Source organism: Apilactobacillus micheneri, from assembly GCF_002993975.1.
GTDB lineage: Bacteria > Bacillota > Bacilli > Lactobacillales > Lactobacillaceae > Apilactobacillus > Apilactobacillus micheneri.
Genome location: NZ_POSO01000001.1, coordinates 248,553 through 274,869 on the forward strand (window position 1 = coordinate 248,553; position 26,317 = coordinate 274,869).

Annotated in this window: 20 protein-coding genes, 1 pseudogene and 1 other annotated feature; of the genes and pseudogenes, 6 read left to right on the top strand and 15 right to left on the bottom strand. The window is 32.3% G+C overall.

From position 1 onward, the window contains the following. Positions 1–80: 80 nt before the first annotated feature. Positions 81–1,558: pseudogene (locus C7N41_RS01315) on the top strand (APC family permease). Positions 1,559–1,598: 40 nt separating this feature from the next. On the opposite strand, the gene C7N41_RS01320 reads toward C7N41_RS01315, so the two are convergent. From C7N41_RS01320 to C7N41_RS01345, 6 genes are all read right to left on the bottom strand, one after another. Continuing rightward, a complete protein-coding gene (locus C7N41_RS01320; protein ID WP_105963932.1) occupies positions 1,599–2,939 on the bottom strand; it encodes an FAD-dependent oxidoreductase in 1,341 nt (446 codons plus the stop codon). Between the two features lie 125 nt (positions 2,940–3,064). Then, on the bottom strand, positions 3,065–4,288 hold the full coding sequence (locus tag C7N41_RS01325) for an MFS transporter (RefSeq protein WP_105963933.1): 1,224 nt from the start codon (positions 4,286–4,288) through the stop codon (positions 3,065–3,067). A 114-nt stretch (positions 4,289–4,402) separates the two neighbouring features. After that, a complete protein-coding gene (locus C7N41_RS01330; RefSeq protein WP_105963934.1) occupies positions 4,403–4,804 on the bottom strand; it encodes a hypothetical protein in 402 nt (133 codons plus the stop codon). Positions 4,805–4,823: 19 nt separating this feature from the next. Next, positions 4,824–6,044: an MFS transporter gene (locus C7N41_RS01335; RefSeq protein WP_105963935.1), complete on the bottom strand. Its 1,221-nt coding sequence runs from the start codon at positions 6,042–6,044 to the stop codon at positions 4,824–4,826. 128 nt (positions 6,045–6,172) lie between these two features. Further along, on the bottom strand, positions 6,173–7,543 hold the full coding sequence (locus C7N41_RS01340) for a hypothetical protein (protein WP_105963936.1): 1,371 nt from the start codon (positions 7,541–7,543) through the stop codon (positions 6,173–6,175). 94 nt (positions 7,544–7,637) lie between these two features. Continuing rightward, positions 7,638–7,952 (bottom strand): SemiSWEET family transporter, encoded by a 315-nt coding sequence (locus C7N41_RS01345; protein ID WP_105963937.1) that lies wholly within the window; start codon positions 7,950–7,952, stop codon positions 7,638–7,640. Positions 7,953–8,127: 175 nt separating this feature from the next. Next, positions 8,128–8,363, top strand: a binding site (T-box leader). Between the two features lie 150 nt (positions 8,364–8,513). Here C7N41_RS01345 and brnQ point away from each other — a divergent pair. After that, a complete protein-coding gene (gene brnQ / locus C7N41_RS01350) occupies positions 8,514–9,896 on the top strand; it encodes a branched-chain amino acid transport system II carrier protein (RefSeq protein ID WP_167390221.1) in 1,383 nt (460 codons plus the stop codon). A gap of 37 nt (positions 9,897–9,933) precedes the next feature. On the opposite strand, the gene C7N41_RS01355 is transcribed toward brnQ, so the two are convergent. Next, the gene (locus C7N41_RS01355; RefSeq protein WP_157944937.1) at positions 9,934–10,902 is read right to left on the bottom strand and encodes an NAD(P)-dependent oxidoreductase; all 969 of its coding nucleotides are present in this window, start codon (positions 10,900–10,902) and stop codon (positions 9,934–9,936) included. A 58-nt stretch (positions 10,903–10,960) separates the two neighbouring features. Beyond that, complete coding sequence (locus C7N41_RS01360; protein WP_105963940.1) at positions 10,961–11,524, bottom strand: hypothetical protein; 564 nt, start codon at positions 11,522–11,524, stop codon at positions 10,961–10,963. A gap of 144 nt (positions 11,525–11,668) precedes the next feature. On the opposite strand from C7N41_RS01360, the gene C7N41_RS01365 reads away from it, so the two are divergent. Further along, positions 11,669–12,454, top strand: coding sequence for a tyrosine-protein phosphatase (locus C7N41_RS01365; RefSeq protein ID WP_157944939.1), 786 nt, complete (start codon positions 11,669–11,671; stop codon positions 12,452–12,454). Positions 12,455–12,473: 19 nt separating this feature from the next. After that, entirely contained in the window at positions 12,474–13,409 is a 936-nt protein-coding gene (locus C7N41_RS01370) for an alpha/beta hydrolase (RefSeq protein WP_225362833.1), read from the top strand. 36 nt (positions 13,410–13,445) lie between these two features. Here C7N41_RS01370 and purB read toward each other — a convergent pair whose 3' ends face one another. Then, a complete protein-coding gene (gene purB, locus C7N41_RS01375; RefSeq protein WP_105963942.1) occupies positions 13,446–14,741 on the bottom strand; it encodes an adenylosuccinate lyase in 1,296 nt (431 codons plus the stop codon). Positions 14,742–15,002: 261 nt separating this feature from the next. On the opposite strand from purB, the gene C7N41_RS01380 reads away from it, so the two are divergent. Further along, positions 15,003–16,301 carry an adenylosuccinate synthase gene (locus tag C7N41_RS01380; RefSeq protein ID WP_105963943.1) on the top strand — a complete coding sequence of 433 codons (1,299 nt, stop codon included), beginning with the start codon at positions 15,003–15,005 and terminating at the stop codon, positions 16,299–16,301. Positions 16,302–16,317: 16 nt separating this feature from the next. Then, positions 16,318–17,277 (top strand): GMP reductase, encoded by a 960-nt coding sequence (locus C7N41_RS01385; protein ID WP_105963944.1) that lies wholly within the window; start codon positions 16,318–16,320, stop codon positions 17,275–17,277. 312 nt (positions 17,278–17,589) lie between these two features. Here C7N41_RS01385 and C7N41_RS01395 read toward each other — a convergent pair whose 3' ends face one another. The 6 genes from C7N41_RS01395 to apf all read right to left on the bottom strand — a co-directional run bounded on the left by C7N41_RS01395 (position 17,590) and on the right by apf (position 25,918). Then, a complete protein-coding gene (locus C7N41_RS01395) occupies positions 17,590–18,522 on the bottom strand; it encodes a dihydroorotate oxidase (RefSeq protein WP_105963946.1) in 933 nt (310 codons plus the stop codon). A gap of 17 nt (positions 18,523–18,539) precedes the next feature. Continuing rightward, entirely contained in the window at positions 18,540–21,716 is a 3,177-nt protein-coding gene (carB, locus tag C7N41_RS01400) for a carbamoyl-phosphate synthase large subunit (protein ID WP_105963947.1), read from the bottom strand. Further along, entirely contained in the window at positions 21,716–22,795 is a 1,080-nt protein-coding gene (locus C7N41_RS01405) for a carbamoyl phosphate synthase small subunit (protein WP_105963948.1), read from the bottom strand. The genes carB and C7N41_RS01405 overlap by 1 nt, the downstream gene beginning before the upstream one ends. Continuing rightward, entirely contained in the window at positions 22,795–24,063 is a 1,269-nt protein-coding gene (locus tag C7N41_RS01410) for a dihydroorotase (RefSeq protein WP_105963949.1), read from the bottom strand. The genes C7N41_RS01405 and C7N41_RS01410 overlap by 1 nt, the downstream gene beginning before the upstream one ends. Further along, positions 24,063–24,983 carry an aspartate carbamoyltransferase catalytic subunit gene (locus C7N41_RS01415; RefSeq protein WP_105963950.1) on the bottom strand — a complete coding sequence of 307 codons (921 nt, stop codon included), beginning with the start codon at positions 24,981–24,983 and terminating at the stop codon, positions 24,063–24,065. The genes C7N41_RS01410 and C7N41_RS01415 overlap by 1 nt, the downstream gene beginning before the upstream one ends. 359 nt (positions 24,984–25,342) lie before the next feature. Beyond that, entirely contained in the window at positions 25,343–25,918 is a 576-nt protein-coding gene (gene apf / locus C7N41_RS01420) for an aggregation-promoting factor (protein WP_105963951.1), read from the bottom strand. Positions 25,919–26,317 lie beyond the last annotated feature (399 nt).

Here is a 26,317-nt window from a genome sequence, read left to right on the forward strand (position 1 = left end):
GGGTGGCTATTTTCATGATACAATGGTGTTTATAGTTATAATAAAGCAATTTTGCATAAAAAAAGAAAGAGGTAATGTTTATGGGGAATCTTTTTAAACGAATGAATAGAAAAGAAGATCCTAAAGTTTATGAAAATAAAGATGCTAAGATGACTAGATCTATGACAACTAAGGATTTCCTTGCTCTAGGTGTTGGAACCATTGTTTCAACTGCTATTTTTACATTACCAGGAGTAGTTGCCGCTAATAATGCCGGACCTGCAGTTACAATATCATTCTTATTAGCTGCCATTGTTGCCGGTTTAGTGGCCCTAGGATATGCTGAAATGGCTTCAGCCATGCCCTTTGCTGGATCTGCTTATTCATGGATTAATGTTATTTTCGGTGAATTTTGGGGTTGGGTTGCTGGATGGGCCCTTCTAGCAGAATATTTTATTGCAGTTGCATTTGTTGCTGCCGGCCTATCAGCAACTTTCGTGGCTTAATTGAACCAATGGGATTACATATTCCAACAGCTTTAGCTAATCCAATTAGTGCCCCTGGTGGCTTTGTTGATATCTGTACTATCATAATTATTTTAATTGTTGCCTTTTTAATTACTCGTGGTGATAGTAAAACTTCAAAAATTGAAAATGTATTAGTAGTACTGAAAGTATTAGCTATTTTAGTATTTATTGGGTTTGGTTTAACAGCTCTCCATATTCAAAATTACATGCCATTTGTCCCTGCTCCTCATACCAATCCTGATGGAACTGCATTTGGTGGTTTCGGCGGTATTTATGCTGGAGTATCGGTAATCTTCTTATCATACATTGGCTTTGATTCGATTGCTGCTAACTCAGCTGAAGCTAAGAATCCACAAAAGACCATGCCTCGTGGAATCATTGGTTCTTTAGTAATTGCGGTTACTCTATTCGTCGCAGTATCATTAGTATTGGTTGGAATGTTTAAATACACTAACTACGCTAATAATGCTGAACCAGTTGGTTGGGCATTGCGTCAAAGTGGTCATCCATACGTAGCTTCCGGGGTCCAAATTGTTGCAGTTATTGGAATGTTTACTGCATTGATTGGAATGATGATGGCTGGATCACGCCTATTATATTCATTTGGACGTGATGGCATGCTACCTAAATTCTTAGGTAAAGTTGATAAAAAACATAAACTCCCAATTAACGCCATTTTAACTATTACTGTGATTTCAGTATTAATTGGCGCATTCTTAACTTTTAATTTCTTGTCACAATTAATTTCTGCTGGAACTTTAATTGCATTTATGTTTGTATCAATTGGAATTTATCCTTTGCGTAAACGTGAAGGTAAAGATATTAATATGCCCGGATTTAAGATGCCTTTCTTCCCAGTATTACCTGCATTAGGTTTTATAGCTTCATTGTGGGTATTCTGGGGATTAGACTCCGATGCTAAACTATACGCTCTAATTTGGTTTGTTATTGGAATGATTGTCTACTTCGTTTATGGAATGAATAATCGTGCTAAAACTCAAGCTGCCGAATTAAGAGATAAAAATAATGATTTTGATAATAAAATTGAATAAAATAAAAGAGTTTGCGATTATGCAAACTCTTTTTTAATATCTAATTTTTGTCTTCTTTAGCTTGAGCAGCTTGTCCTAATAAATTTAAATAATTAAATGGGCGATCAAAATTTGGTTGGAATAACATATCAACCATAGCTAAATCATCAATGGTATTTTTATTTTGAATGCACATTGATAAAGTCCCTGCTGATTGTGATACATCATATTTACTCATTAGAGTGCCACCTAAAATACGACGAGTATCAGCATCATAAACTAATGACATTAGAATGGGTTCAGTTGATGGCATAAACTCGGGACGATAATTATCTTCAAATAAGACTGAATGGGCATTAATCCCTTCATGTTTAGCTAATTCAGCTGTCATTCCAGTAGATACAATTGAATAATCATATAATTGTAATCCAGATGATGATTGTGTCCCCATATATTTAGTAGTTGGTTTTTCAATATTGTTACCTACTAAAATACCTTGACGTACAGCGTTAGTAGCCAATGGAATATATGCATTTTTACCCGTTGGATTATAGTGCACAGCAACACTATCACCTGCTCCAAAAATGTCGGGATTTGATGTTTGCATATATTCATTAGTAATTAGCGCACCATTAGATAACATTTTTACTTTATCTTTTAATAATTCAGTATTAGGTCTAAAACCAACACACAAAATGGCCATATCAGCTTTGATTTCTTTCTTATTAGTAGTAATGGTTAACTCCTCATCACCAGCAAAACTTTGCACTAACTGCCCTAATTCTAAATTAACATGGTGTTTTTTGTATTCATTTTCGATTTTATCAGTGAATGGTTGATCAAAATATTTTGACATTACACGTTCATTGGTGTCAATAAGGGTAGTTTCATGGCCGTGATTAGAAAATGCTTCAGCTAATTCAGCACCAATATAACCGCCACCAATAATACTAATGCGCTTATTTGTTTTTGCCTTTTCAAATAAGGTTTGCGCATCATGCCAATTTTTACAGAAAAAGACATTTTGATTATTACGGCCTTCAATTGGTGGAGTTACTGGACTAGAGCCAGTTGTCATGACTAATTTATCATATTTATCATCAAAAACATCATGACTATCCATATTCTCTACTGTAACTTGTTTATTTTCTGTATCAATATTTTTCACATTGTGCAACATTTTAACATTAGCACCTAAATCAGTTAATTCTTTTGGATTAGAGTAAAATAGACCTTTTGGATCAGCTACTTTACCATCTAAATATAAAGCAATTCCACAAGATAGGAACGAAATATTATCATTGCGTTCATAAATAGTAACTTCTGCCTTTGGGTGTTCCTTCAAAATTTGTTTAACAGCATAAGTCCCAGCATGTGTACATCCAATTACTATAACTTTCATAGACATTACCTCATAACTAAATTTATTATTAACTCTATGTTCATAATTATATACATTGTGAAGATAAGCACAAACATTTTGACTCGCCAAAATAAAAAAGATGATTACTCATCAAAAGTAATCATCTATTCATCAAATTCATAACTATTTCGTAGTTCTGGAACCTTCCATTTAACTAAAATAAAAGTAATTAATACTACTAAAGCACTAACATAAAAGACAGTATTATAATCCCAAATTGATGAAACAACACTCCCTAGTATTGATCCAATACAAATTCCAACTGCTTGCGCACCTTGATTTAAACTAAACGCCATTCCAGTTGAACTAGCAGGAGTTCCTTTAGCTAGTAAAGTTTGTACAGATGGGAATAAAGCAGCATTCGATATTCCAGTTAAGAATCTGAAGAAACCAAAGAATAATACACTTGGTGCAAATCCTTGTGGAAATAAGAATAAGATTGCCAATAAGAAACCTAAAGTTAATACTTTATTAGTTCCATGACGGTCACCAAAACGACCAAATAATGGTGAAACCATTACCATTCCAATTCCAGGCATTGCAGCTACAATTCCAGATACCACTGAAATGTCACCACTACCACCCATCAATTCTTTAACATATAAAGTAATTAATGGGTTAATTGAATTATTCATAATTTGTAGTGCAATTGAAATTACCAAAATCCAAATTACAAAATGAGGATTAGAAAATCCTTGAATAATTTTAATAAATGATTGCTTCTTTTCTTTTAATTTGGCCACAGATGGTTTGAAATGCTCTTCTACAAAAATGAACGTTAATAGGAAAAAAGAAAATAGTAATAATCCAGTAACCATAAACGATACGCGAATACTTACAAGGCGTACTAAAAATCCACCAAAAATAGGTCCAACTAAGAAACCACTAGTATATCCAGTTGATAACCAGCTTAAAGCATATCCAGTATTTTTACGTGGGGTTCCTGTTGCCACTAAAGCAATCGAATTTGGAATCACCCCATCAAAGAATCCTTGTAGTGCTTTTAAAAATAGCAATTCCCAAATATTAGTACAAAAAGCCATCAAAAAGATAGTAATAGCTGATCCAAAAGATGTCTGCAGTACTAAACGTTTTCTTCCATGTCGATCAGCAAAACGCCCCCACATCGCTGAAGTAAATATAACCACAATAAATGGAGCCGCATAAATAATTCCACTCCAGATAGATAATTCACTTTTACTAAAATCACCTAATTGAGCAATATATAATGGCTGAAAAGGAATAATTTCACTAAAGGCCACTCCAGTTAGAAATGTCCCAAATAGTAATATCCACAAATTCTTACGCCAATATGAATTATCGTCCAAATTATAACCTCCTTATAAAAATTAATAGTACTTTCTAAGCTAACGATATTTACATATAAAAGCAAGAAAAAAGTAATGAAATCAACATTAAGATTTCATTACTTTTTTACAAATCTAAATTAAGTTACCTTTTTGATTAACTGTTACCATTGAATTTTTATCCTGGTGATTTTCAAATTTGCGATGTAACAAAGCAATACATTCATCAATATAATAACCTAGGGTCATTTCTTGGTGAAAATGTAATTTAGCAGTTTCATGAATACTTTTAAAATCATTTAAATAATTATCGATAAAGGCATCTAAATAATCATTATAATTTTGTACAACTGCAAATGTTTCATCGTTATTTTGACTATCAAATCTTGCCACATATAAGTCATCATTTGAATTTTGTGTTTTTTTAATCATTTTTTTTATTTCAGATTTATCAAAATTAATTGCTGGTTTAGTTAAATCTTCTTTTGATAGATTACTATCTGAAAGCTCCATGATATGTTGATTATGACGACGCATTTTATCAATCCCCTTATTATTAATGATTTTTTCTAATTTCAGGTACTCGCCATTCCAAAAGAATTAAGTTCACTAATAATAATAACGCGGTAAAGACAAAGACTCCACTATAATCAAAAATATTAGATATAAATCCACCCATCATTGAACCAACAACGGCACCAATAGCTTGCGCAGCTTGATTCAAACTAAAAACCATCCCTGTGGAGCCAGCTGGTGTTTTTTTAGCTAATAAGGTCTGAATAATCGGATAAATAGCCGCATTTGAAATCCCCACTAAAAATCTTAAGATTCCTAACACAATTACACTGGTAAAGAAGCCTTGTGGAAAGTAAAAAATAATAGAAAAAATAAACCCATAAATTAAAATTTTATTTGATCCAATGCGATCGCCCAAACGCCCCCAAAAAGGTGAAGCTATTAACATCGCAATTCCTGGTAGTGAAGAAATAATTCCTGCTACTACCGTAATTGGTCCATGATTATTCATTAATTCTTTTACAAATAGACTAATTACTGGATAAATTGAGTATAGTCCTGCTTGTACAATAATAGTTGAAACTAAAAGCCAAGCCGTTAATTTAGGATTAGGAAATTCTCTTAGAAAATGAATATCAAATAACGAAGGTTGATTTTTTATTTTTTTAGGATCAGGTTTAAAAGTTTCTTTAACCATAAATAGACTTAATAAGAATGATAAAAATAATAATCCACCTGTAATAAAAAAAGTTACTCGAATTGAGAATAATCCTGCTAAGAATCCACCTAAAATAGGCCCTAATAAATTACCGCCAACATAACCAGTCGTAATAATTCCTAATGCATACCCTTCTTTTTTCTTAGGTGTTTCAGCAGCCACTAATGCTGTTGCATTGGGAATAACACCAGCGAAAAATCCTTGTGCTGCTCTTAATGCAACTAATTGCCAAGCATTGGTAACTAATCCCATTAAAGTAATAGCGATTGCAGAACCAATTGTCGTCTGTAATAATAATCGTTTACGTCCGTGCCGATCAGCAAAGCGTCCCCACATTGGAGCAGTCACTGCTACTACCACGAAAGTGGCTGCATAAACTAACCCACTAACCATCGACAAGTTTCCATGCGAGAATTTGCCTAATTCACTAACATATAGCGATAAGAACGGAATCACTTCACTAAATCCTGTTCCTGCAATAAAAGTTGCGAACCATAAAACTAATAAATTTCTTTGCCAGACCGGCTGACCAGAATCACTCATAGAGTGAAAAAACCTCTTTTCTTAAATTCAATTAATATGTATAACAATAATAACTGAGTTATTATATCATAATATATTGACGTAAATAAGTAGATAAAAAAAGATTGATGAAAAAATATTCATCAATCTTATTTAATATTATCCATTTCGACATTATCAAAGGCCCCATGAAATAATTTTCGATTATCATTACCAAATAAATGTTTAATTTCAAAATCTTTAATTTTAGCTTTCTTATTAATTGAATCAATATAAACAATCTTTTGAGCAATTGCATTGGGGCTTTGATTAGGATTAACATTAATCGTATCGCGAGGGATGGCTTTATATCCATCAACTGATTCCATCAAATTAAAAGTTCTAAGATCATAATTTATAATTTGGCTTTGCAATGCAAATCCAACATTAGTAGCTATTAAAATAACTAATAATAATCCATATATGAAATTTAGAATATGACTAATGGAACGTTGCCAACTGCTGTCTAACATATGACCAATTATAACTACGATAAAGAAAATAAAAATAAAATAAATTGGATATCCATATCTGGCTAGATAAATGGGTCTAAATAGTAATGAAACCAAAAGTCCAGTAATTGCGGTTAGCATAAAATCAGCCATCACAAAGGAAAATAATAAATTAAATTTTTTAGGCATTTGACGATAACTCCAAATAATTGGATAGATACATAAAAGCATCAAAACAATTGCTGCCCATAAATCAAACATTGTTTGCGTATTTAGATCCGTAAATAAATCAACCAGATCAGTTAAAACGGTTTCCCAATTCATTGGTGGAATCCAATAATTTTTAGCGACTGATTGCACTTGAAAGTAAGCAACAATGCCCCATGGTACAAACATCCCTATAAATAATCCAATTGATATTTTTAGAGAATGTGTATCATATTTTTGAAAAGCAAACTTAACAAAATATAGTACTAATAACCACCCTGCTGAAACTGCCGCAAAATAGTGTGTGTAAGAGGCCAATGAAGCAAAAATAACCGCTAGAATAATATGACCAGGTTTATGTGAATTATCATAATGTTGTAATTGATTTAATAGTAATGCTAACAATAATGCTGCTAGTGCATACATTCTAACTTGTGTTGCATAGTGCATGATACTAGGAGCCAAAAATAATCCTGCCCATTGAATTGCATTACCACCAGTCACATTTAAAGATTTAGCTGTTTTTCCTAAAACAATAAAAGAAAGTAATGTAATTATATAGGAAAAAATACGAGCAAAAATTACTTTAATAAAAAGTGAACTAGTCCAGAAAGTAGTAATGCTTAAATAACATTTTAAAACTATGTAATAAAATGGTGGATGTACATCCATTGAATCAAGGTTAATAATATCAGTATAACTATGTTTTACTAACGCCATTGTAAAACTTTCATCTCGCCACAAAGTTGGATGCATAAAAAATACAGCATAAAGAATCGAGATTACAAACAGCCAAAATGTAATTTTGCCTTTTTTACTCATGTAGCTACTCCCTTCTTACCCAATAATATTATTATAATATATAAAAAAGTAAAGCAGACGAAAAATCGCCTGCTTTTACAAATTATTTTTATTATTAGTGAATGAAAATAGTTACTAAAGTAACTAGTCCAAAAATAACCCCCGGCACATTAGAAATAACTAGTGGCCAATCACGATAAGTCTTAAACCAACCATATAATGTCCACAAAGTAGCATTAATTGTAGCTACAAATGGTTGGATAGGACTAACTGGATTACCTGAGAGGTTTTGCATAATTTCAGGAATATATGCAATATACATTAGAGAAGAAGTCAAAATTGCAACTTTACTCATAAGTTTTAGATTTTTAATACGTTTATCTGAAACTTCTTTACGTTTATTCTTTGGTACATAATTATCAATCTTCATACAAAATTCTCCTTTTGGCGAGAGCGAAAATTTGATAAAAATAAATTAACTTGTCTCGTTTAAAAGCATATGTTTATTATAACACGAGAATTATATCTATTTTAAATAAAAAACACTAGCTAAAAATAATATTTGACAAGTTTAAATTAAAATCTTATGATAATTTATAAATAAACTAATTGCGATGAGAAAGTTGAGTAGCAACGACGATTTTTGAAGCGAGCTTCGTTAGGTGCAAGGAAGCATTAATCTAATTGTGAAAATCCCTTTCGAGCAATGTACTTAAACGAGTGGATTAAAGTACATGGGGTACACCCCTTACAGTGTCAGCGTATGATTGTACGTGGAGAAGTAGATTTTATTTAGTCTACAAATGTAAGGTGGTACCGTGTCACTAATGACGCCCTTAGTCCAGTAATGGATTAAGGGCGTTTTTTATTTACTCATTTATACATATTTTTACAAAGGAGATGATGGTTTTGGATAGTCCGATTCAGATTTTACATATAGCGATTCAATTCATAAGTAACCTATTTTTTAATATTTCGGAGGATTTTATTCATGGAAGATTTAAACAAGAAACCATTATCTTTAAAACAATACTTAGTCGTTAGTTCATTATTATTTGCATTATTTTTCGGTGCGGGGAATTTAATTTTCCCATTACATCTAGGACAATTGTCTGGTGCTAATTGGTGGTTAGCAATGCTAGGTTTTTTCTGTACCGCTGTTGTTTTACCACTACTATCGGTACTTGCAATTAGTGTTACTCACTCCAAGGGAGTTTATGATATTGGGAAACCATTAGGAGGCGCCTTTGCATTAGTATTTATGGTGCTAATTCACGCTACTATTGGCCCCTTATTTGGGACTCCTAGAACTGCTACCGTTCCATTTAGTGTTGGTGTACAACCATTATTACCTGCTAAATATGGACATTTAGGACTCTTAGTATTTTCATTTTTATTCTTCTTAACTGCATTTTTACTTTCATATAAGGAATCTAGTATCATGAAAAGTATTGGTAAATTACTAAATCCAATTTTCTTATTATTACTATTTGCAGTTTTCTTATTAGGATTCCTTCATCCCATGGGAAGTGCAGCAACACAAGCTGCCACTACAGCTTATCAAAATGGATCATTCTTCAATGGATTTCTACAGGGTTACAACACTATGGACGCCCTTGCTGGGTTAGCATTTGGTGTTACTGTCGTAACTGCTGTTAATCAATTAGGTAAAAACAATCCTTTAAGTAATGCTAAAGTAACTGCTAAGGCTGGTTTAATTGCAGAAGGCTTAGTTGCTACTATTTATGTAGTATTAGTATGGTTAGGTGCTACTACTTTAAATAAATTCAAAGGATCAGCTGATGGTGGAACTGCCTTCAATCAATTGATGGGCTATTATATGGGAAATGTCGGCCATGCTTTATTAGCAACTTTGTTAACACTAACTTGTTTAACCACTGCAATGGGATTAGTTGCCGCTTTTGCTCAAGATTTTCATAAACATTTTTCCTTTTTAAGTTATCGTCAATGGTTAGGTTTCATGTGTCTAACATCTTTTATGACAGCTAACTTTGGCTTGGATACTATTATTCAATGGTCTACACCCATGTTAATGTTCTTATACCCATTCGCAATGGTATTAATCTTATTATCTGTATTTTCACCATTATTTAAACATGATTCCATTGTTTATTTATTTGTTGTATTGTTTACGACTGTGCCTGCTTTGATGGACATGATTTCATCTTTCCCACCAGTTGTTTCCAAAAGTGCTTTTGGTAATACCGTAACTAATTTTCAACAAAGCTATCTTCCATTAGCATCCATTGGAATGGATTGGGTAGTTCCAGCAGTTGTTGGATTATTCATCGGATTGTTAGCACACTGTTTTAAATGTATGAAAAATAATGTTACTCAAGAAGTTAAAGAGTAAAAAAAGAAGCTATTAAAAAATAGCTTCTTTTTAGTCTTTAATAACCTTCAACAAGGTTAACTAAATTTTTGTTTGGTTTTCCATCATTATTAAATGCTTGCATATTTTCATCTAAAATAGCTAATGATTCATCCATATACTCAGCATGCAATCCAGAAATATGAGCAGTGATTAACACATTGTCCATCTTCCATAGTGGATTATCAGCGGGTAATGGTTCAGGATCAGTAACATCTAAAGCAGCTGAACCTAATTGTTGATTATATAAAGCATCAACTAAATCATCAGTTACAGTACTTGGTCCACGACCAATACTGATAAACATTGGTTGATTATTCAAAGCATTGAAAAATTTTTCATTGTAATAATGGTAAGTACTATCGCTTAATGGTAATGCATTAATGATAAGATCAGCGTTTAAAACACGATCATCATTCATGACATTGTCCATACTAACGGTTTGTGCAAAACCATCAGCTGGATGTCCACTATGATTAACACCAATGGTTTCAGCACCAAAAGCATCTAATAGTTCAGCAATTCTGCCGCCAATATGACCAGTTCCAAATACAACCGCATGTTTACCATTAATCATCTTAGGCATTACATTTGGTTGATACCATGATCTCTTACGTGCAGATTCGTTAATTGCACGATAATTACCTAAAATCATTCCAATAACAGTTTCTGAAATTGGTTCAGCATGAATACCACTAACCGTAGTTAAGTAAACATTCTTATCCTTTAGTTGATCCAATGGATAATAATCAACGCCTGCAGATAAAGCTTGAATCCATTTTAATTGAGCATTATCACTATTTAAAATCTTATCTAAAAGTTCTTTGTTATAACCAACTAAAATATCAATACTATCTAAGATATCTTTAGACAATGATTCATCTTCATAATAGATATTATCATTATCAAAATTTCCATTTTCTTTAAAATTAGTTTTAATTTTATCAATATCAAAATTGGTGTTTGGTGCAGCAACTAAAATATTCAATTTATCACCCTCCTTATATAATATATAAGTAAAAATGAATAAATACAATTATTTAATGCTACTTCTTATTTACATCCCTCATATTAAAGTCTGCTTTTCTAACATAATCTTGAATACCATGACCCAAATAAAAATGAAGTTTATCAGGATAAATTTTTAGTTTATATGGATAATATTGATGTTTTGAAACCATTTGATGTTGATCATTCAACTCATATTGAACACCACGGAATTGATAAGTATATCCACCTAAATATCTATATTCAATGTTTTTAACACCTTCAGCGGGTTCTTTTTCATAAAGGTTATCATCATCGTCTTTGTACATATAATTCCCAGAGCTCTTATAATTGTCGTATGTTATATATGCTTTAGTATCTCTACCATTATAGTACCAAGTTCCATGAACTCTCTTAGGTGTTCCTTTATACCATTTATTAACAACTGGTTTAAAAGTACGTTTCTTTGATTGCTTATGCGTTTTGTTTTTCTTATTAATCACTTTATGTACTCGTTTATGATGATTAGCATTAGCTGAAACATTATTATTACCGGTAGTTCCAACAAACAATAAAGTACTAGCAGTAACTAATGAAATTGAAATTATTTTTTTAAATTTCATAAACTTATCTCCTTATTAATTAATAAACTACATATTATAAATTAACACAAATTAATTTGTTAATAAAATATGTATATACTTTCAATAAAATAAAATTTCTTTTACAATTAACTATAAATATTAACACGATTAATGAGGGATAAGATGAATAATAAAAGACTTTTAGATGTTAAAAATGGTTATAATTTCAGAGAATTAGGTGGCTACCCTACTAAAGATGGCAGAACTATCAAATGGAATAAATTAATTCGTTCCGGTGAATTATCGGAATTATCCAAAGCAGATCAAGAATATTTAACTAACTATGGAGTTAAATATGATGTTGATTTACGTTCAGATTTAGAACGTAAAAATGCCGCAGATAAAATGCTTCCTAAAACTACTTTTATTCCTAACCCTGTCTTCAATACTGGCCATGACAAAACAGATGAAGAATATGCTAAACAATATAGTATTAACCCAAATTTAGGTACTGAAAATATGATTTTGTCTTATCAAAGTATGGTTACAGAAGAAAGTGCCAAAAAGGCCTTCAGAAACTTATTTGATACTTTACTTAAAAACAATCAAGATAAATCTTCTGTTCTATTTCATTGTGCCCAAGGTAAGGATCGAACCGGGCTATCAGCTGCATTTATCCTATTTGCTTTAGGAGTCAGCGAAAATGACATTAGACAAGATTACCTAATCTCTAAAGAACAAATGAAACCATATGTCCAATTAAAGATTAATGAATATTCAAAATATGGTATGAATGATATATTAAAAAATAATTTATCGAATCTATATAGTGTTGATGAAAAATATTTTGATGCCGCAATGGATATGATCAAAAAAGAATATGGTAATATTGATAATTTCTTACACGAATTTATTGGACTTTCAGATCAAGAAATTACAAAATTAAGAGATATTTATTTAACAGATTAACCAATAAGGAGGAATAATAATGAGTTTAAAAAAAGCTGCTGCTACAATTGGTATGTTATCGGCAACCGTTGGTGTTGGTGTTTTTACTTTCAGTGAATATTTATTTAAATTAGGCATGAGTCGTAAGGATACAGAACCAGTTCCTCAAAATAATCAATTAAAATTTGCTTATGAATATTATCGATATGTAGACTGGTTTCATGCAATTCCAAAAGATGAATGGATTTTGCATGAAGAAGAAACTGGTGAAAAAATGGTTGCATCATATATACCAGCTGCTGTTCCTACTAAAAAAACAATTATTATGGCTCATGGTGTTGGTTGTAATCGTGAAACCATGGCTAATTTTATGAAGTTATATCATGATCTAGGATTTAACGTATTAGCACCTGATGACCGTGCACACGGTGATAGTGATGGTAAATATGTCAGCTATGGATGGACTGATCGAATCGATTATAAACGTTGGATCAATATGGTTTTATATAAAGTAGGCTTGGATTCTGAAATCTTAATGTTTGGTATTAGTATGGGTGCTGGAATTGTAACCATGCTTAGTGGTGAAAAATTGCCAAAACAAGTTAAAGCTATGATTGCAGACTGTGGTTATACTAATGTAGGTGATGAATTCAATTATCTATTAAAAGAAAGATTCCATCTACCTCCTTATCCATTTGAACCATTAGTTAGTGCTATTAATTGGCATCGTGTAGGTTATCGTCTGCATAATGCTTCTTGTACTGATGCATTGAAGAAAAATACACTACCAACACTATTTATCCATGGTGGTAGTGATATTTACGTTCCTTCTTATATGTCATGCATTAATTACAATGCTTCAAAAGGACCTAAACAATTGTGGATTGTACCTAATGCTGGTCACGAAGAAAGTTTTTGGAAAAATCCAGTTGCTTATAAGGAAAAAGTTAAAGAATTTGTTAAAACTTATATGTAATAAAAGCTAGAATTATATGTTCTAGGCCTTTTTTTATTACATCAATCCAATACGTTTAAAAATGTCATCCACTCGACGAATATGATAATGATAATCAAAAGCATCTTCGATATCAGAGGTAGACAAATGTTCTCTGATTGTTTCATTATTTTCAACTAACGGTTTAAATTGTTTATCTTCATCCCATGAAATAGCAGTTAATGGTTGTACCAAATCATAAGCACTTTCACGTGACATCCCTGCATCAATTAATTTAAGCATTACTCTTTGTGAATAAATCAATCCATTAGTAGCATTTAAATTTTTCTTCATTTTGTCTGGAAATACATCTAAATCCTCAACAATCTTATTAAAACGATGCAACATATAATCCAATAAAATTGTAGTATCTGGTAGGATAATCCTTTCAGCAGATGAATGTGAAATATCTCTTTCATGCCATAATGGAATATCTTCATAAGCAGTCATAATATGTCCACGAACAACCCTTGCCAATCCACATATATTTTCAGAACCGATTGGATTTCTTTTATGAGGCATTGCGGAAGAGCCCTTTTGACCCTTAGCAAAATGTTCTTCCACTTCATGAATTTCCGATCTTTGTAAACTACGAACTTCAGTTGCAAACTCTTCAAGACTAGTAGCAATCAAGCCTAAACATGCAATGTAATCAGCATGTAAATCACGAGGTAAAATTTGACTAGTAATTTCTTGTGGACGAATCCCTAACTTATTACATACATACTTTTCAACAAATGGATCTACATTCGCAAATGTTCCAACCGCTCCAGAAATCTTACCTGCTTCAACCTCATTTGCAGCCATCTCAAAACGTTTCATATTACGTTTCATTTCTGAATACCACCGAGCGATTTTTAAACCAAAGGTAGTTGGTTCAGCTTGGACCCCATGAGTACGTCCCATCATGACAGTATCTTTATATTTAAGTGCTTTTTTAGCAATAGTATTCGTTAATTCTTCAAGATCTTGTTTTAAAATTTTATTAGCTTGTTTTAATCGATATCCTTGCGCCGTGTCCACTACATCGGTACTAGTCATACCAAAATGAATCCATTTCTTTTCTGGTCCTAATGATTTTGAAACATCACGAGTAAATGCAACTACATCATGATGAGTAACTGCTTCAATTTTAGCAATTTCTTTTTCATCAAATGTAGCATTTTCGCGAATTTTTCTTACATCGTCTTCTGGAACTTCGCCCAATTTAGCCCAGGCTTCATCAACGGCAATTTCTACTTCTAACCACGAAGCATATTGATTATGCTTAGACCAAACTGATCCCATTTCTTCTCTTGTATAACGATCAATCATTAATGACAACTCCTTAATCAAAATCATTTAATATATACATTTTAGCATATATAGTTCGTGTTTTCATATCATCTTTTATATTTTATATTAATTATTATCCTTTAAATTACAAAAAGCGAAATATTTTATGATATTTAAGCGATATAGTTCTTGATTTATTTTTAGAAACTGTTAGAATTTTTCCTTGGAGTGTTCTTTTAATACTCTAGTTAAATTAGAAACTATAAAACTAACTATACTTAAAAATTTGAGGTGGACTTTATGTCATCAATCGTAATCGTAGGTAGTCAATGGGGAGACGAAGGAAAGGGAAAAATTACTGACTTTTTAAGTCAAGACGCTAACATGATTGTTAGATATTCTGGTGGTGACAACGCTGGACACACTATCGTAATTGATGGAAAAAAATTTCATTGTCGGCTTATTCCATCTGGAATCTTCTACTCTGACAAACTAAGTGTGATTGGAAATGGCGTAGTCGTTAATCCAAAAACGTTGCTTCAAGAGATGAATTATTTAAAAGAAAATGGTTTAAGTTATGAAGGTTTAAGAATCTCTTCAAGAGCCCAAGTAATCATGCCATACCATATTTTATTTGATAAATTACAAGAGCAAGCTAAAAAAGTTAAATTAGGTACTACTCATAAAGGAATTGGTCCTGCCTATATGGATAAGTTAGAACGAATTGGAATTCGTATTGCTGACTTAATCGATAAAAATACTTTTGCTAAAAAACTACATCAAGCTTTAGATATCAAAAATAATATTTTAAATAAAATGTATGATTTAGAACCTTTTGATTTTGACGAAATGTTCAATGAATATTATGAGATGGGTAAAAAAATCAAACCATATGTCTGTGACACATCATTATTAATTAATGAATATTTAGACCAAGGTAAAAAAATATTATTTGAAGGCGCACAAGGATCAATGTTAGACATTGATCAAGGTACATATCCATTTGTTACCTCATCAAATCCGATTGCTGGGAATGCATCAATTGGAACCGGAATTGGTCCTAATCGCATTGATTCTGTTGTTGGAGTATGTAAAGCATATACTTCCCGTGTTGGTGAAGGCCCTTTTCCTACTGAACTTTTTGATGAAAAAGGTGATCATATTAGAGATGTTGCCCACGAATATGGAGTTGTTACTAAAAGGCCACGTAGAATTGGTTGGTTAGATACAGTTGTATTAAAACACGCTGCTAGGATTTCTGGTTTTACCCACCTATCATTAAATTGCCTGGATGTACTATCGGGATTTAAGACTATTCCTGTATGTACTGCTTATGAATATGAAGGTAAAGTTTTAAACTACTATCCTGCTAACTTAGATGTTTTGGATAAATGTAAACCAATCTATGAAGAAATGCCAGGATGGGACGAAGACATTACTAAATGTAAAACAATCGATGAATTACCTAAAAATGCACAAAATTATTTAAAACGAATTGCAGAACTAGTTGGTGTTAGTCTATGTACCTTTGCTGTTGGTCCTGACCGTGAATCAACCAATATTTTAAAGAATGTTTGGGAAGAAAACGAAGCTAAATAAAGTGAGGTAAAAAGATATGCAAACTTTTGATTACAATAATGTTCAACTATTACCAGAAAAATGCATCATTAAAAGCCGTAAAGAAGCTGATACAACAATTAAATTTGGTCCTCATACTTTCAAATTGCCGGTTGTACCTGCTAATATGCAAACCGTTATTGATGAAAATTTGGCTACTTGGTTAGCAAGCAATGATTATTTTTATGTAATGCATCGTTTTCAACCAGCAGAACGTTTGGATTTTGTAAAAAGCATGCATCGAAAAAAATTATTTGCTTCAATTAGTGTTGGTATTAAAGACTCTGAATATAAATTTATTGATGAATTAAAGGATGATAAAGAAAGTCCTGAATATATCACTATTGATGTTGCTCATGGCCATTCTGACTTCGTTATCAAAATGATTCACTATATTAAAGATAACTTACCCGAAACATTTTTAATTGTAGGTAATTTAGGTACTCCCGATGCTGTGCGTGAAATTGAACGTGCTGGTGCTGATGCAACTAAAATTGGCATTGGACCTGGTAAAGCATGTATCACTAAATACAAAACTGGTTTTGGTACTGGTGGTTGGCAATTATCTGCTCTTAAATGGTGTTCAAAAGTTGCAACTAAACCAATGATTGCTGATGGTGGAATTAGAACTAACGGCGACTTAGCTAAATCCATTAAATTCGGTGCTTCTATGATTATGATTGGTTCTATGTTTGCTGGTCATTTAGAATCTCCTGGTGAAATTGTGGAAAAAGATGGTAAAAAGTTCAAACAATATTGGGGATCTGCATCTGCTAAACAAAAAGGTGCTCGTCACAATGTTGAAGGACGTCAATTACTGATTCCATATCGTGGCAAAATTAACGATACTCTTACTGAAATGCAAGAAGATCTTCAATCAGCGATTTCATATGCTGGTGGTAAAGATCTAATGGCATTAAGAAAGGTTAATTATGTATTAGTTGATAGTATTGATTAGTTAAGCATATTATTATTTATAATCAATATAATATGATATAATTTTTAAGTTTGGTTAGGTTACCAATAGACATAAATCATATTAAAAGGTTGTATTATATAAATGGAAAAAATGAATATAACAAACGAAACATACAAAGACTTACAGATAGTTAAACATATTAATTGTATGACTTATGATCAATCAGTAATTCAAATGTTAATTGAGTTTTATCAAAAACATGCTAGTGATGGGGAAATAAGTGTCTTTAATACAATGAAAAAAATTTATAAAAATAAAGCGTTGAGAAATATTCTCAACGCTTTATTTTTATTATTCCTTTAATTTTCCCCTAAACTCATCTAATGAATGATATCCTTTGGCTTTCATTATTTCAATTAATTCATTATTGATACGTTGAAAGGCTCCAAGCCCTTCTTCATATAACTGCGTCCCAATTGAAACCATATTAGCACCACAAAGAACGTGCGCAAAAGCATCTTTACCACTGGTAATACCACCAGTTCCGATAATATTGATTGAAGCATTTAAACGTTGACGTAAAGCTCTAACATTAGCCAATGCAGTCGGTAACGCAATAGCACCGCCAATACCACCAAAACCACATTTAGGTTTCAAAACTACACTTTCTTTTTCCACATCAACCCACATACCATTACCAATAGAATTAATGGTATTCACATGACTAAGTGGATATTGGTTTAATATTTTAGCAATTTTATCGAAATGTACTAAATCGAAGTATGGTGGCAATTTAATTCCTAAAGGCTTTTTGAAAAATGCAAAAATCTCTTTTAACATTTGATTGGAACTTGCAAAATCATAGGCCATTTGTGGTTTACCAATTACATTAGGGCAAGAAAGATTCAATTCGGTTAATCCTTGATATTTGGAATCTTGAATTTGATGTAATAGTTCTAAATCTTCTTCTTTGGACATCCCAGCTATTGATAAAATAGTTGGTTTTTGGATGTTTGAATGAGTTACATAGTCTAAATAAAATTGAAATCCTTCATTAGGTAAACCCATCGAATTAATTGATCCAGCTGGTAGTGAATGATAACGAGGTAACGGATTACCAAAGCGACTGTTTGGTGTTGCACTCTTGGTTACTAAGCCACCAGAATAATGATCATTCATTAATTCTTCTAGCTCTTTTTTACTTTGACAATGAATGCCAGATGCATTTAAGAAAAGATTTTTAAATTGAGTATTTTGAATTTTAGATGATAAATCAACAGTCATATAAATAATTCCTCCTATTATAGCGCAGTTACGTCAAATGCTTGTGCTTCGAGTACTGTCAACAGTGATGCTACTGTATCTAAGGCTGTAAATAATGGTACTGAGCTTTCAATTGCAGCCCCTCTAATTTTAGCTTCATCATCAAATGTAGTATTCGAATTATCAATCGTATTAACAACTAATTGTAAGTGATGATTATATAATTCAGTTACTGGATTAATCGCATCTTTGTTAGCAACTTTTCCAACACATTTAGTTTTTAGGCCACCTTTTGCAAAATATTCTTGAGTATTTTTAGTGGCCTCAATTTGAAAACCTAAATGGCGAAAATGTTTTGCTAAATTCAAAGCCGTTGCTTTATCTTCATCAGCTACCGTAAATAAGATAGTCCCCGTATTTGGCACTTGAATACCTGAAGCAATAAATGATTTATATAAAGCTTTAGAAAAGCTCTTATCTGATCCCATCGCTTCACCGGTTGATTTCATTTCTGGTCCTAAAGTATTATCTACCAATGGCAATTTAGAAAAACTAAATACTGGTGATTTAACGCTAATCCTTTTAGCCTTCTTAACTAGACCGGTTTCATATCCCATTTCTGAAAGTTTGTGATTGAGCATCACTTTAGTTGCTAATTGAGTCATTGGCATCTTCGTCACCTTAGACATAAAAGGCACTGTTCTAGAAGCACGTGGATTAACTTCAATGATATATGCTTTACCATCTTTAATGACAAATTGAACATTCATTAAACCTTTAGTGTTTAAAGCTTTCGCTAATTTAATCGAGTCATCTTCAATTTGTTTTTGTACACTTTGATGCATTTGTTGTGGTGGATAAACACCCATTGAATCTCCAGAATGTACTCCTGCTCTTTCAACATGTTCTAAGATTCCAGGAATAACTACTGTTTCACCGTCAGAAATAACATCAACTTCTGCTTCTGAACCTAGTAAGTAGGAGTCAATTAGCACTGGATGATCATTAGAAACCTTCACTGCATTTTGCATATAGTGATTTAACTCATCATCGTTATTCACAATTTCCATTGCTTTTCCACCTAATACATACGATGGCCTAATCATAACGGGATAACCAATTCGATTAGCAATTTTTACAGCTTCCTTTGTGTCAGTGGCTGTATCACCCTCGGGTTGTGGTAAATTTAATTGCTTAATAACTTCATCAAATTGGTGACGATCTTCAGCACGATTAATATCATCAACGGTAGTCCCTAGTATTTTTACACCTCTTTTATGCAAGGCTTCAGCTAAGTTAATTGCTGTTTGACCACCAAATTGTAAAATGACGCCTTCTGGTTTTTCCAAATCTATTACATTTAATACATCCTCTAAAGTTAATGGCTCAAAATATAATTTATCTGAAATCGAAAAATCAGTCGAGACAGTCTCGGGATTAGAATTCATAATAATGGCTTCATATCCTAATTTCTGAATGGTTTGTACTCCATGAACAGTTGCATAGTCAAACTCAACTCCCTGACCAATTCTAATGGGTCCAGATCCTAAAACTAATACTGATGGTTGATTGGTTTTGATTGATTCATTTTCTTGTTCATAAGTTGAGTAGTAATAAGGAGTGTATGATTCGAATTCGCCCGCTGAAGTATCAACCATTTTATAAACAGGAGTAATGTTATTTTGTTTTCTTAAATCACGAATTTCATTTTCACTTTGCTGCCATAATTTAGCTATTTCGGTATCATTAAAGCCATATTGTTTGGCTGTTTCTAATAGTTCAATGGAATGATTGTTCTTTAATTCATTTTCAATTTCAATAATATGTTTAATTTTGTCTAAGAAGAAAATATTAATTTTAGTTATTTCGGATATCTTTTCAATTTTGATATTCCGACGAATTAATTCTGCTATTGAAAAGATCCGATCATCAGTAGCCGGCATTAAGTTAGCTATTAAATCATTTGTAGATATCTTTTTGTAATCTTCATTATCGAAATAGGTTTTACCAATTTCTAGTGATCGAATAGCTTTTAATATAGATTCTCCAAAAGTTCTACCAATGGCCATAACTTCACCGGTGGCTTTCATCTGAGTGCCTAGGTGGTTATCAGCACTAGTAAATTTATCAAATGGCCAACGTGGAATTTTAGTGACTACATAATCTAGAGCTGGTTCAAATTGTGCTAACGTTGTTTGAGTAATTGGATTTTTAATCTCATCTAGATTTAAACCAACTGCAATCTTAGCGGCCAATTTGGCAATCGGATAACCTGTTGCCTTAGAAGCTAACGCAGATGATCGAGATACCCTAGGATTAACTTCAATAATGTAATATTGCATGCTATTTTCACTTATTGCCATTTGAACATTACATCCACCTTCAATATGTAAATTCCGAATTATTTTCAAGGCGGCATCACGCATCATTTCATATTCACGATCAGATAGAGTTTGAACTGGTGAAGTCACAATTGAATCACCAGTGTGAATACCAACAGGGTCTACATTCTCCATTGAACAAACAATCATGGCGTTATCTTTATGGTCGCGCATAACTTCCATTTCAATTTCTTTGTATCCCATAATTGAACGTTCTACTAAGATCTGATTGATCGGTGATAATCTTAGTCCATTATGAGCAATTTCTTTAAATTCATCTAAATCATATGCAAAACCGCCACCAGTACCGCCTAAAGTATAAGCAGGTCTAATTACAAGTGGAAAACCAATTTTGTTAGCAAAGTTGACTGCCTCATCCATACTATTTACCGTCTTTGATTCTGGAACCGGCTCTGAAATTTTAAGCATCAATTCTTTAAATCTTTCGCGATCTTCAGCCTCTTCAATTGAATCTAATTTAGTACCCAGCAGTTCAACATTAAATTCTTTTAAGATTCCCGAATCAGACAATTCTTTAGCCATATTTAGACCTGTCTGCCCTCCCAATGTTGGTAGGATAGCATCTGGTAATTCTTGGCGGATGATTTTGCTAACAAAGTCAACGGTTATTGGTTCAATAAAAACTTTATCGGCAATTTCGGTATCAGTCATAATTGTAGCTGGATTAGAATTAATCAAGATTACTTGATAACCCTCTTCTTTTAATGATAGACATGCCTGTGAACCAGAATAATCAAATTCAGCAGCTTGTCCAATCACAATTGGGCCTGAACCAATCACTAAAATTTTCTTAATATCTGTACGTTTTGGCATTATTTATTCCCCACTTTCTGATTTGCATTCATTGCATCAATAAACTCATCAAATACATATTCTGCATCGTGTGGTCCTGGAGAAGCATCTGGATGATATTGAACAGAAAATGCTGGAAGATGTTTTAATTTTAGTCCTTCAACAGTCCCATCATTAATTTCTCTTTGTGTCACTTCTAAATCAGTGCCTTTTAATGATGATTCATCAACCGCATAACCATGATTTTGCGAGGTAAAGTTAGTCCTAATCTGCTTTTCATCTTTTACAGCATGATTAAATCCACGATGGCCAAATTTCATTTTGTATGTTTTGGCTCCGTTGGCTAGAGCAAATAACTGATGACCCATACAAATTCCTAAAACTGGTAATTGCTGTTCTAATGATTTAATCGTTGGTAAAGCATATGCAATACTTTCTGGATTTCCAGGACCATTTGATAGCAACAATCCGTCAGGATCAACTTTCATAATCTCTTCAGCGCTAGTATCAGAAGGAAAAACAATGACGTTGACATTTCGTTTAGCTAAGGCTCTTAAAATCGAATCTTTCAAGCCAAAATCTATCATCGCAACTCGTAATCCACTATTGGGAGCTTGATAGATACTATTAGTAGATGCTAATTGAGCAGATGAACTTGCTAATGGACTTTTAAAGGCATCATTGATAACTTTCTTGTCTAAGCTATCTACTATAATTGCTTCCATTGATCCATACAATCTTAATTCTTTTGATAACGCCCGAGTATCAATTCCTGAAATTCCTGGTAAATCTTCCCTTTCAGCATATTGTTGCAATGTCATCTTGCTTCGCCAATTACCAGTAAGACGGGCCAATTCTTTCACAATAATTGCATTTACTGCTGGGTGTAAGCTTTCCATATCATCTTGATTAATACCATAATTACCAATCAATGGATAAGTAAATACCAACATCTGACCATCATAACTAGCATCCGTCATACTTTCTTGATAACCTGTCATCCCCGTAGAAAAAACTAGCTCTCCATGAATCATTTTTTTAGAACCAAACCCATTCCCTTTATAAATAGATCCATTTTTCAATACCAAGTAACGTTTCATTAGTAATTACCCCCATTTTGATAAACTAATTTGCCTGCTACAAAAGTTGCCATTGTTTTTCCATAGACTTTTTCACCAATAAATGGTGAATTTTTACCTTTGGATAAAAAGTTTTTAGCATCAATCTTATACGGATGTACTAAGTTCATAATGGTTAAGTCAGCTGGTGACCCTACTTTTATTACACCAGCATTAATATTAAATTTTTGTGCTGGATTTTTACTCATCCAATTAATTAAGGTTTGCATATCAACTAATCCACTTTTTACAAAATTCGTATAAATTAAACTAAAAGCTGTTTCTAACCCAACAATACCGAATGCAGAAGTTAACATTGAACCAGATTTCTCTTTTTCACTATGTGGAGCATGATCAGTTGCTATCATATCAATGGTTCCATCTAGTAAGCCGCCAATTAATGCTTTTCGATCAGTAGGTGTTCTCAGTGGTGGATTCATTTTCATCATTGGATTATCCATTTCAATCATTTCATCGTCTAATAATAAATGATGAGGTGAAACTTCAGCAGTTACATTTACTCCTTCTTTTTTAGCAATTCTTAGTAAATCCACTGACTCTTTGGTTGAAATATGAGCAACATGGTAGTGAACTCCAGAAGCTTTAGCTAAAACCAAATCGCGTGCTAACTGACTAGCTTCTGATAATGGATTCATTCCTGGTAAACATAATTTGTCAGCAGCTGATCCTGCATTCATCACACCACCGTTGATTAAACTATCATCTTCAACATGGGCAGAAATTGGTTTATTCACTAATTTTGCTTGAAGCATCGCTTGATACATTGTTTCAGCATCTTGAACGCCATGTCCATCATTAGTAAATCCAATTGCTCCTAATTTAGCCATCTTTTCAATATCAGAAGTTTTATATGCAATTAAATTGCTCGAGATGGCAGCAAATTGATAAATATTGATCAAGCTCTTCTTTTTATTTCTTTCAAGCTGTTCTTTTAAAACTTCGGGATTATCAATTGCTGGCCTTACATTGGGCATGGCAAGGACACTAGTAAATCCACCATGTGCAGCTGCCTTACTACCAGTTGCAATTGTTTCTTTATAAGTTAATCCGGGGTCTCTAAAATGAACATGCACATCAACCAATCCTGGTAAAATCGTATGATGTTTGGCATCAAATATTTGAGCATCATCTTCCATAATTTCTGGTGCAATTGAAGTAATAACTCCATTTTCAATTAAAAGGTCGACTAAATTATTATTTAAAATTGTGTGCTTAATTAATAGCTTCATTATTTGTCCTCCAAGTATTTATTCAATACAGTTATAAGAATTGCCATTCTTGCGTAAACGCCATTGTTCATTTGTCTAAAAATTCTTGAATTAGATGATTCAACTAATTGCGAAGCAATTTCAACATCCCGATTAACTGGTGCTGGATGCATAATAATAGCTTTATTTTTCATTTTTGCTGCCCTTTGTTTAGTCAATCCATAATCTTCAAAATAATTTTGATTGGTAAATTTTGATACCAATTCATGATTTAGTCTTTCTAGTTGCACCCTTAACATCATTACAACATCTAATTTATCGATAATTTCATCAATGGTTACATAGGTGCCAAATTTATCAAAATCTTTTGGATACCATGCTTTGGGTCCAGCAAAATATATATTTGCACCTAGTCTTTGCAAAATTTCCGCATCTGATCTAGCAACTCTTGAATGCACTAAATCACCAATAATTCCAATACTCAATCCAGCAAATTTGTGGAATTCATCGTCAATAGTTACTAAATCTAACAAACTTTGTGAAGGATGTTGACCACTACCATCACCGGCATTGACCAATGAAATGTTGATATTAGGATCTTTAGATAATTCTTGATACCATCCTGTAAGTTTATGTCTAATCACTAGGCAATCCATTCCAATTGCTTGTAGTGTTTTAATAGTGTCTGATAAAGATTCACCTTTCTTCATTGAACTAGTTTGCGGATTAATGTTGAAAGTTTGTATTCCTAATTTACGCTGTGCCATTTCAAATGAGGTATGGGTTCTAGTACTATTTTCAAAAAATAAATTAGCTGCATATATTGGTTTTTTAAATTTAATTTGCTTACCATTTCTAAATTTATGTGCTAATAAAATCATTTTTTTAATTTCATCATTTGAAAATTCATTAATATTTAAAAAATTCATATCTAAAGTCATTGCAACTCCTTCCAAAATTATAAAAAAAGCACCTTACTACACAGAGTAAGGTGCTTTAGATGGACTGGTATTGTTACTTAAATCCAATGTACCCTCTCTGGAGTAACTTAATTGAAATAAAAAAGACTTTCTGAAAATTCAGAAAGTCCCAAGGTTGGTCTAAAAGTATCCACTTATATCCCATATTTTATAACCCTTGGTGACTCTCTGGTCAGCTATTAAAAGGTCTTTCGTATTTGTTATTTATAATAATAGCACAAATCTTAATATTTACAAGCTACAAAAAAAGACATGGATTAAAAAATCCATGTCTTTTTTATATCAGATGAGTAATTATAGTTAATGCTTAAGATTAAATCTTAGTACCAACCATTTTGTTGCCAGAATGATTGAGCATTTTCCCATGAACCATAACGTGATTGAACATATTGGTTAGCAACTCTTTCTTGATTTGCTTCAGAATAGTCACCATTTAAATAACTCTTATCTAGTTGGTAACGACCATAGTATTGGCCGTTTGAAGCATTGTATGAACCACTTGATTCATGAGATGCAATCCATTCTTTAGCTGAGTTATCACCAGTTGATGCAGATGTATTTTGAGTAGTTGTTGATTGTGTTTGTTGAGCTGGTTGAGTTTGAGCTGAGTTTGCTTGAACTGATTGTGATTGAGTAGTTTGTTGATTATTTGCACTAGCATTACTTGGTAATGTTAATTGTTCACCAACATAAATCATAAAATCAGATGTTTTGTTGTTTGCTTGTTCTAATGAATCTAATGAAACATTATTTTGTTGAGCTAAACTCCATAGAGTATCACCAGACTTAACAGTAACTTTTGTTTGGTCTGCATTTGTATTTGTAGTTTGATCAGCATTGGCAGAACCAGCACTTGCGATGAATAAACCTGCAGCAGCTGCAGTTACGACTAACATTGACTTAATATTGTTTAACTTAATAATAATAATTCACTCCTATAAAAATCTATATCTTGTAATTCGATAATTTTCCAAAGTGTTAATCGCTATTGATTAACTGTTTCATATAGTACATGCTAATCATTACATAGACTTCTCATGAAAATTAAAATAATAGCTTTTTTCGTAATAATGTCTTACTTATGTAATATAAAGACATACTAGTTGAACAAAACGCTATTAGATCAACATTTTAAAATTAAGCAAAATAAGATTAAAAAATATAATATTCATTAATTTTTTTATAAATAAGGGTTGATTTTTGAAAATAGCCCCCTTTGGGGTCATTAAAATTTATAATTTTAGAGAGTATTATATAAAAATGCATCGAAATTAATCGATGCATTTTTTAATTGG

Bases quoted from the DNA above. Each gene is read 5' to 3' on its own strand.
- C7N41_RS01320 (WP_105963932.1), bottom strand. From the start codon at position 2,939: ATGAAAGTTATAGTAATTGGATGTACACATGCTGGGACTTATGCTGTT.
- C7N41_RS01330 (WP_105963934.1), bottom strand. From the start codon at position 4,804: ATGCGTCGTCATAATCAACATATCATGGAGCTTTCAGATAGTAATCTA.
- C7N41_RS01335 (WP_105963935.1), bottom strand. From the start codon at position 6,044: ATGAGTGATTCTGGTCAGCCGGTCTGGCAAAGAAATTTATTAGTTTTA.
- C7N41_RS01340 (WP_105963936.1), bottom strand. From the start codon at position 7,543: ATGAGTAAAAAAGGCAAAATTACATTTTGGCTGTTTGTAATCTCGATT.
- C7N41_RS01345 (WP_105963937.1), bottom strand. From the start codon at position 7,952: ATGAAGATTGATAATTATGTACCAAAGAATAAACGTAAAGAAGTTTCA.
- brnQ (WP_167390221.1), top strand. From the start codon at position 8,514: ATGGAAGATTTAAACAAGAAACCATTATCTTTAAAACAATACTTAGTC.
- C7N41_RS01360 (WP_105963940.1), bottom strand. From the start codon at position 11,524: ATGAAATTTAAAAAAATAATTTCAATTTCATTAGTTACTGCTAGTACT.
- C7N41_RS01365 (WP_157944939.1), top strand. From the start codon at position 11,669: ATGAATAATAAAAGACTTTTAGATGTTAAAAATGGTTATAATTTCAGA.
- C7N41_RS01370 (WP_225362833.1), top strand. From the start codon at position 12,474: ATGAGTTTAAAAAAAGCTGCTGCTACAATTGGTATGTTATCGGCAACC.
- purB (WP_105963942.1), bottom strand. From the start codon at position 14,741: ATGATTGATCGTTATACAAGAGAAGAAATGGGATCAGTTTGGTCTAAG.
- C7N41_RS01380 (WP_105963943.1), top strand. From the start codon at position 15,003: ATGTCATCAATCGTAATCGTAGGTAGTCAATGGGGAGACGAAGGAAAG.
- C7N41_RS01385 (WP_105963944.1), top strand. From the start codon at position 16,318: ATGCAAACTTTTGATTACAATAATGTTCAACTATTACCAGAAAAATGC.
- C7N41_RS01395 (WP_105963946.1), bottom strand. From the start codon at position 18,522: ATGACTGTTGATTTATCATCTAAAATTCAAAATACTCAATTTAAAAAT.
- carB (WP_105963947.1), bottom strand. From the start codon at position 21,716: ATGCCAAAACGTACAGATATTAAGAAAATTTTAGTGATTGGTTCAGGC.
- C7N41_RS01405 (WP_105963948.1), bottom strand. From the start codon at position 22,795: ATGAAACGTTACTTGGTATTGAAAAATGGATCTATTTATAAAGGGAAT.
- C7N41_RS01410 (WP_105963949.1), bottom strand. From the start codon at position 24,063: ATGAAGCTATTAATTAAGCACACAATTTTAAATAATAATTTAGTCGAC.
- C7N41_RS01415 (WP_105963950.1), bottom strand. From the start codon at position 24,983: ATGACTTTAGATATGAATTTTTTAAATATTAATGAATTTTCAAATGAT.
- apf (WP_105963951.1), bottom strand. From the start codon at position 25,918: ATGTTAGTCGTAACTGCAGCTGCTGCAGGTTTATTCATCGCAAGTGCT.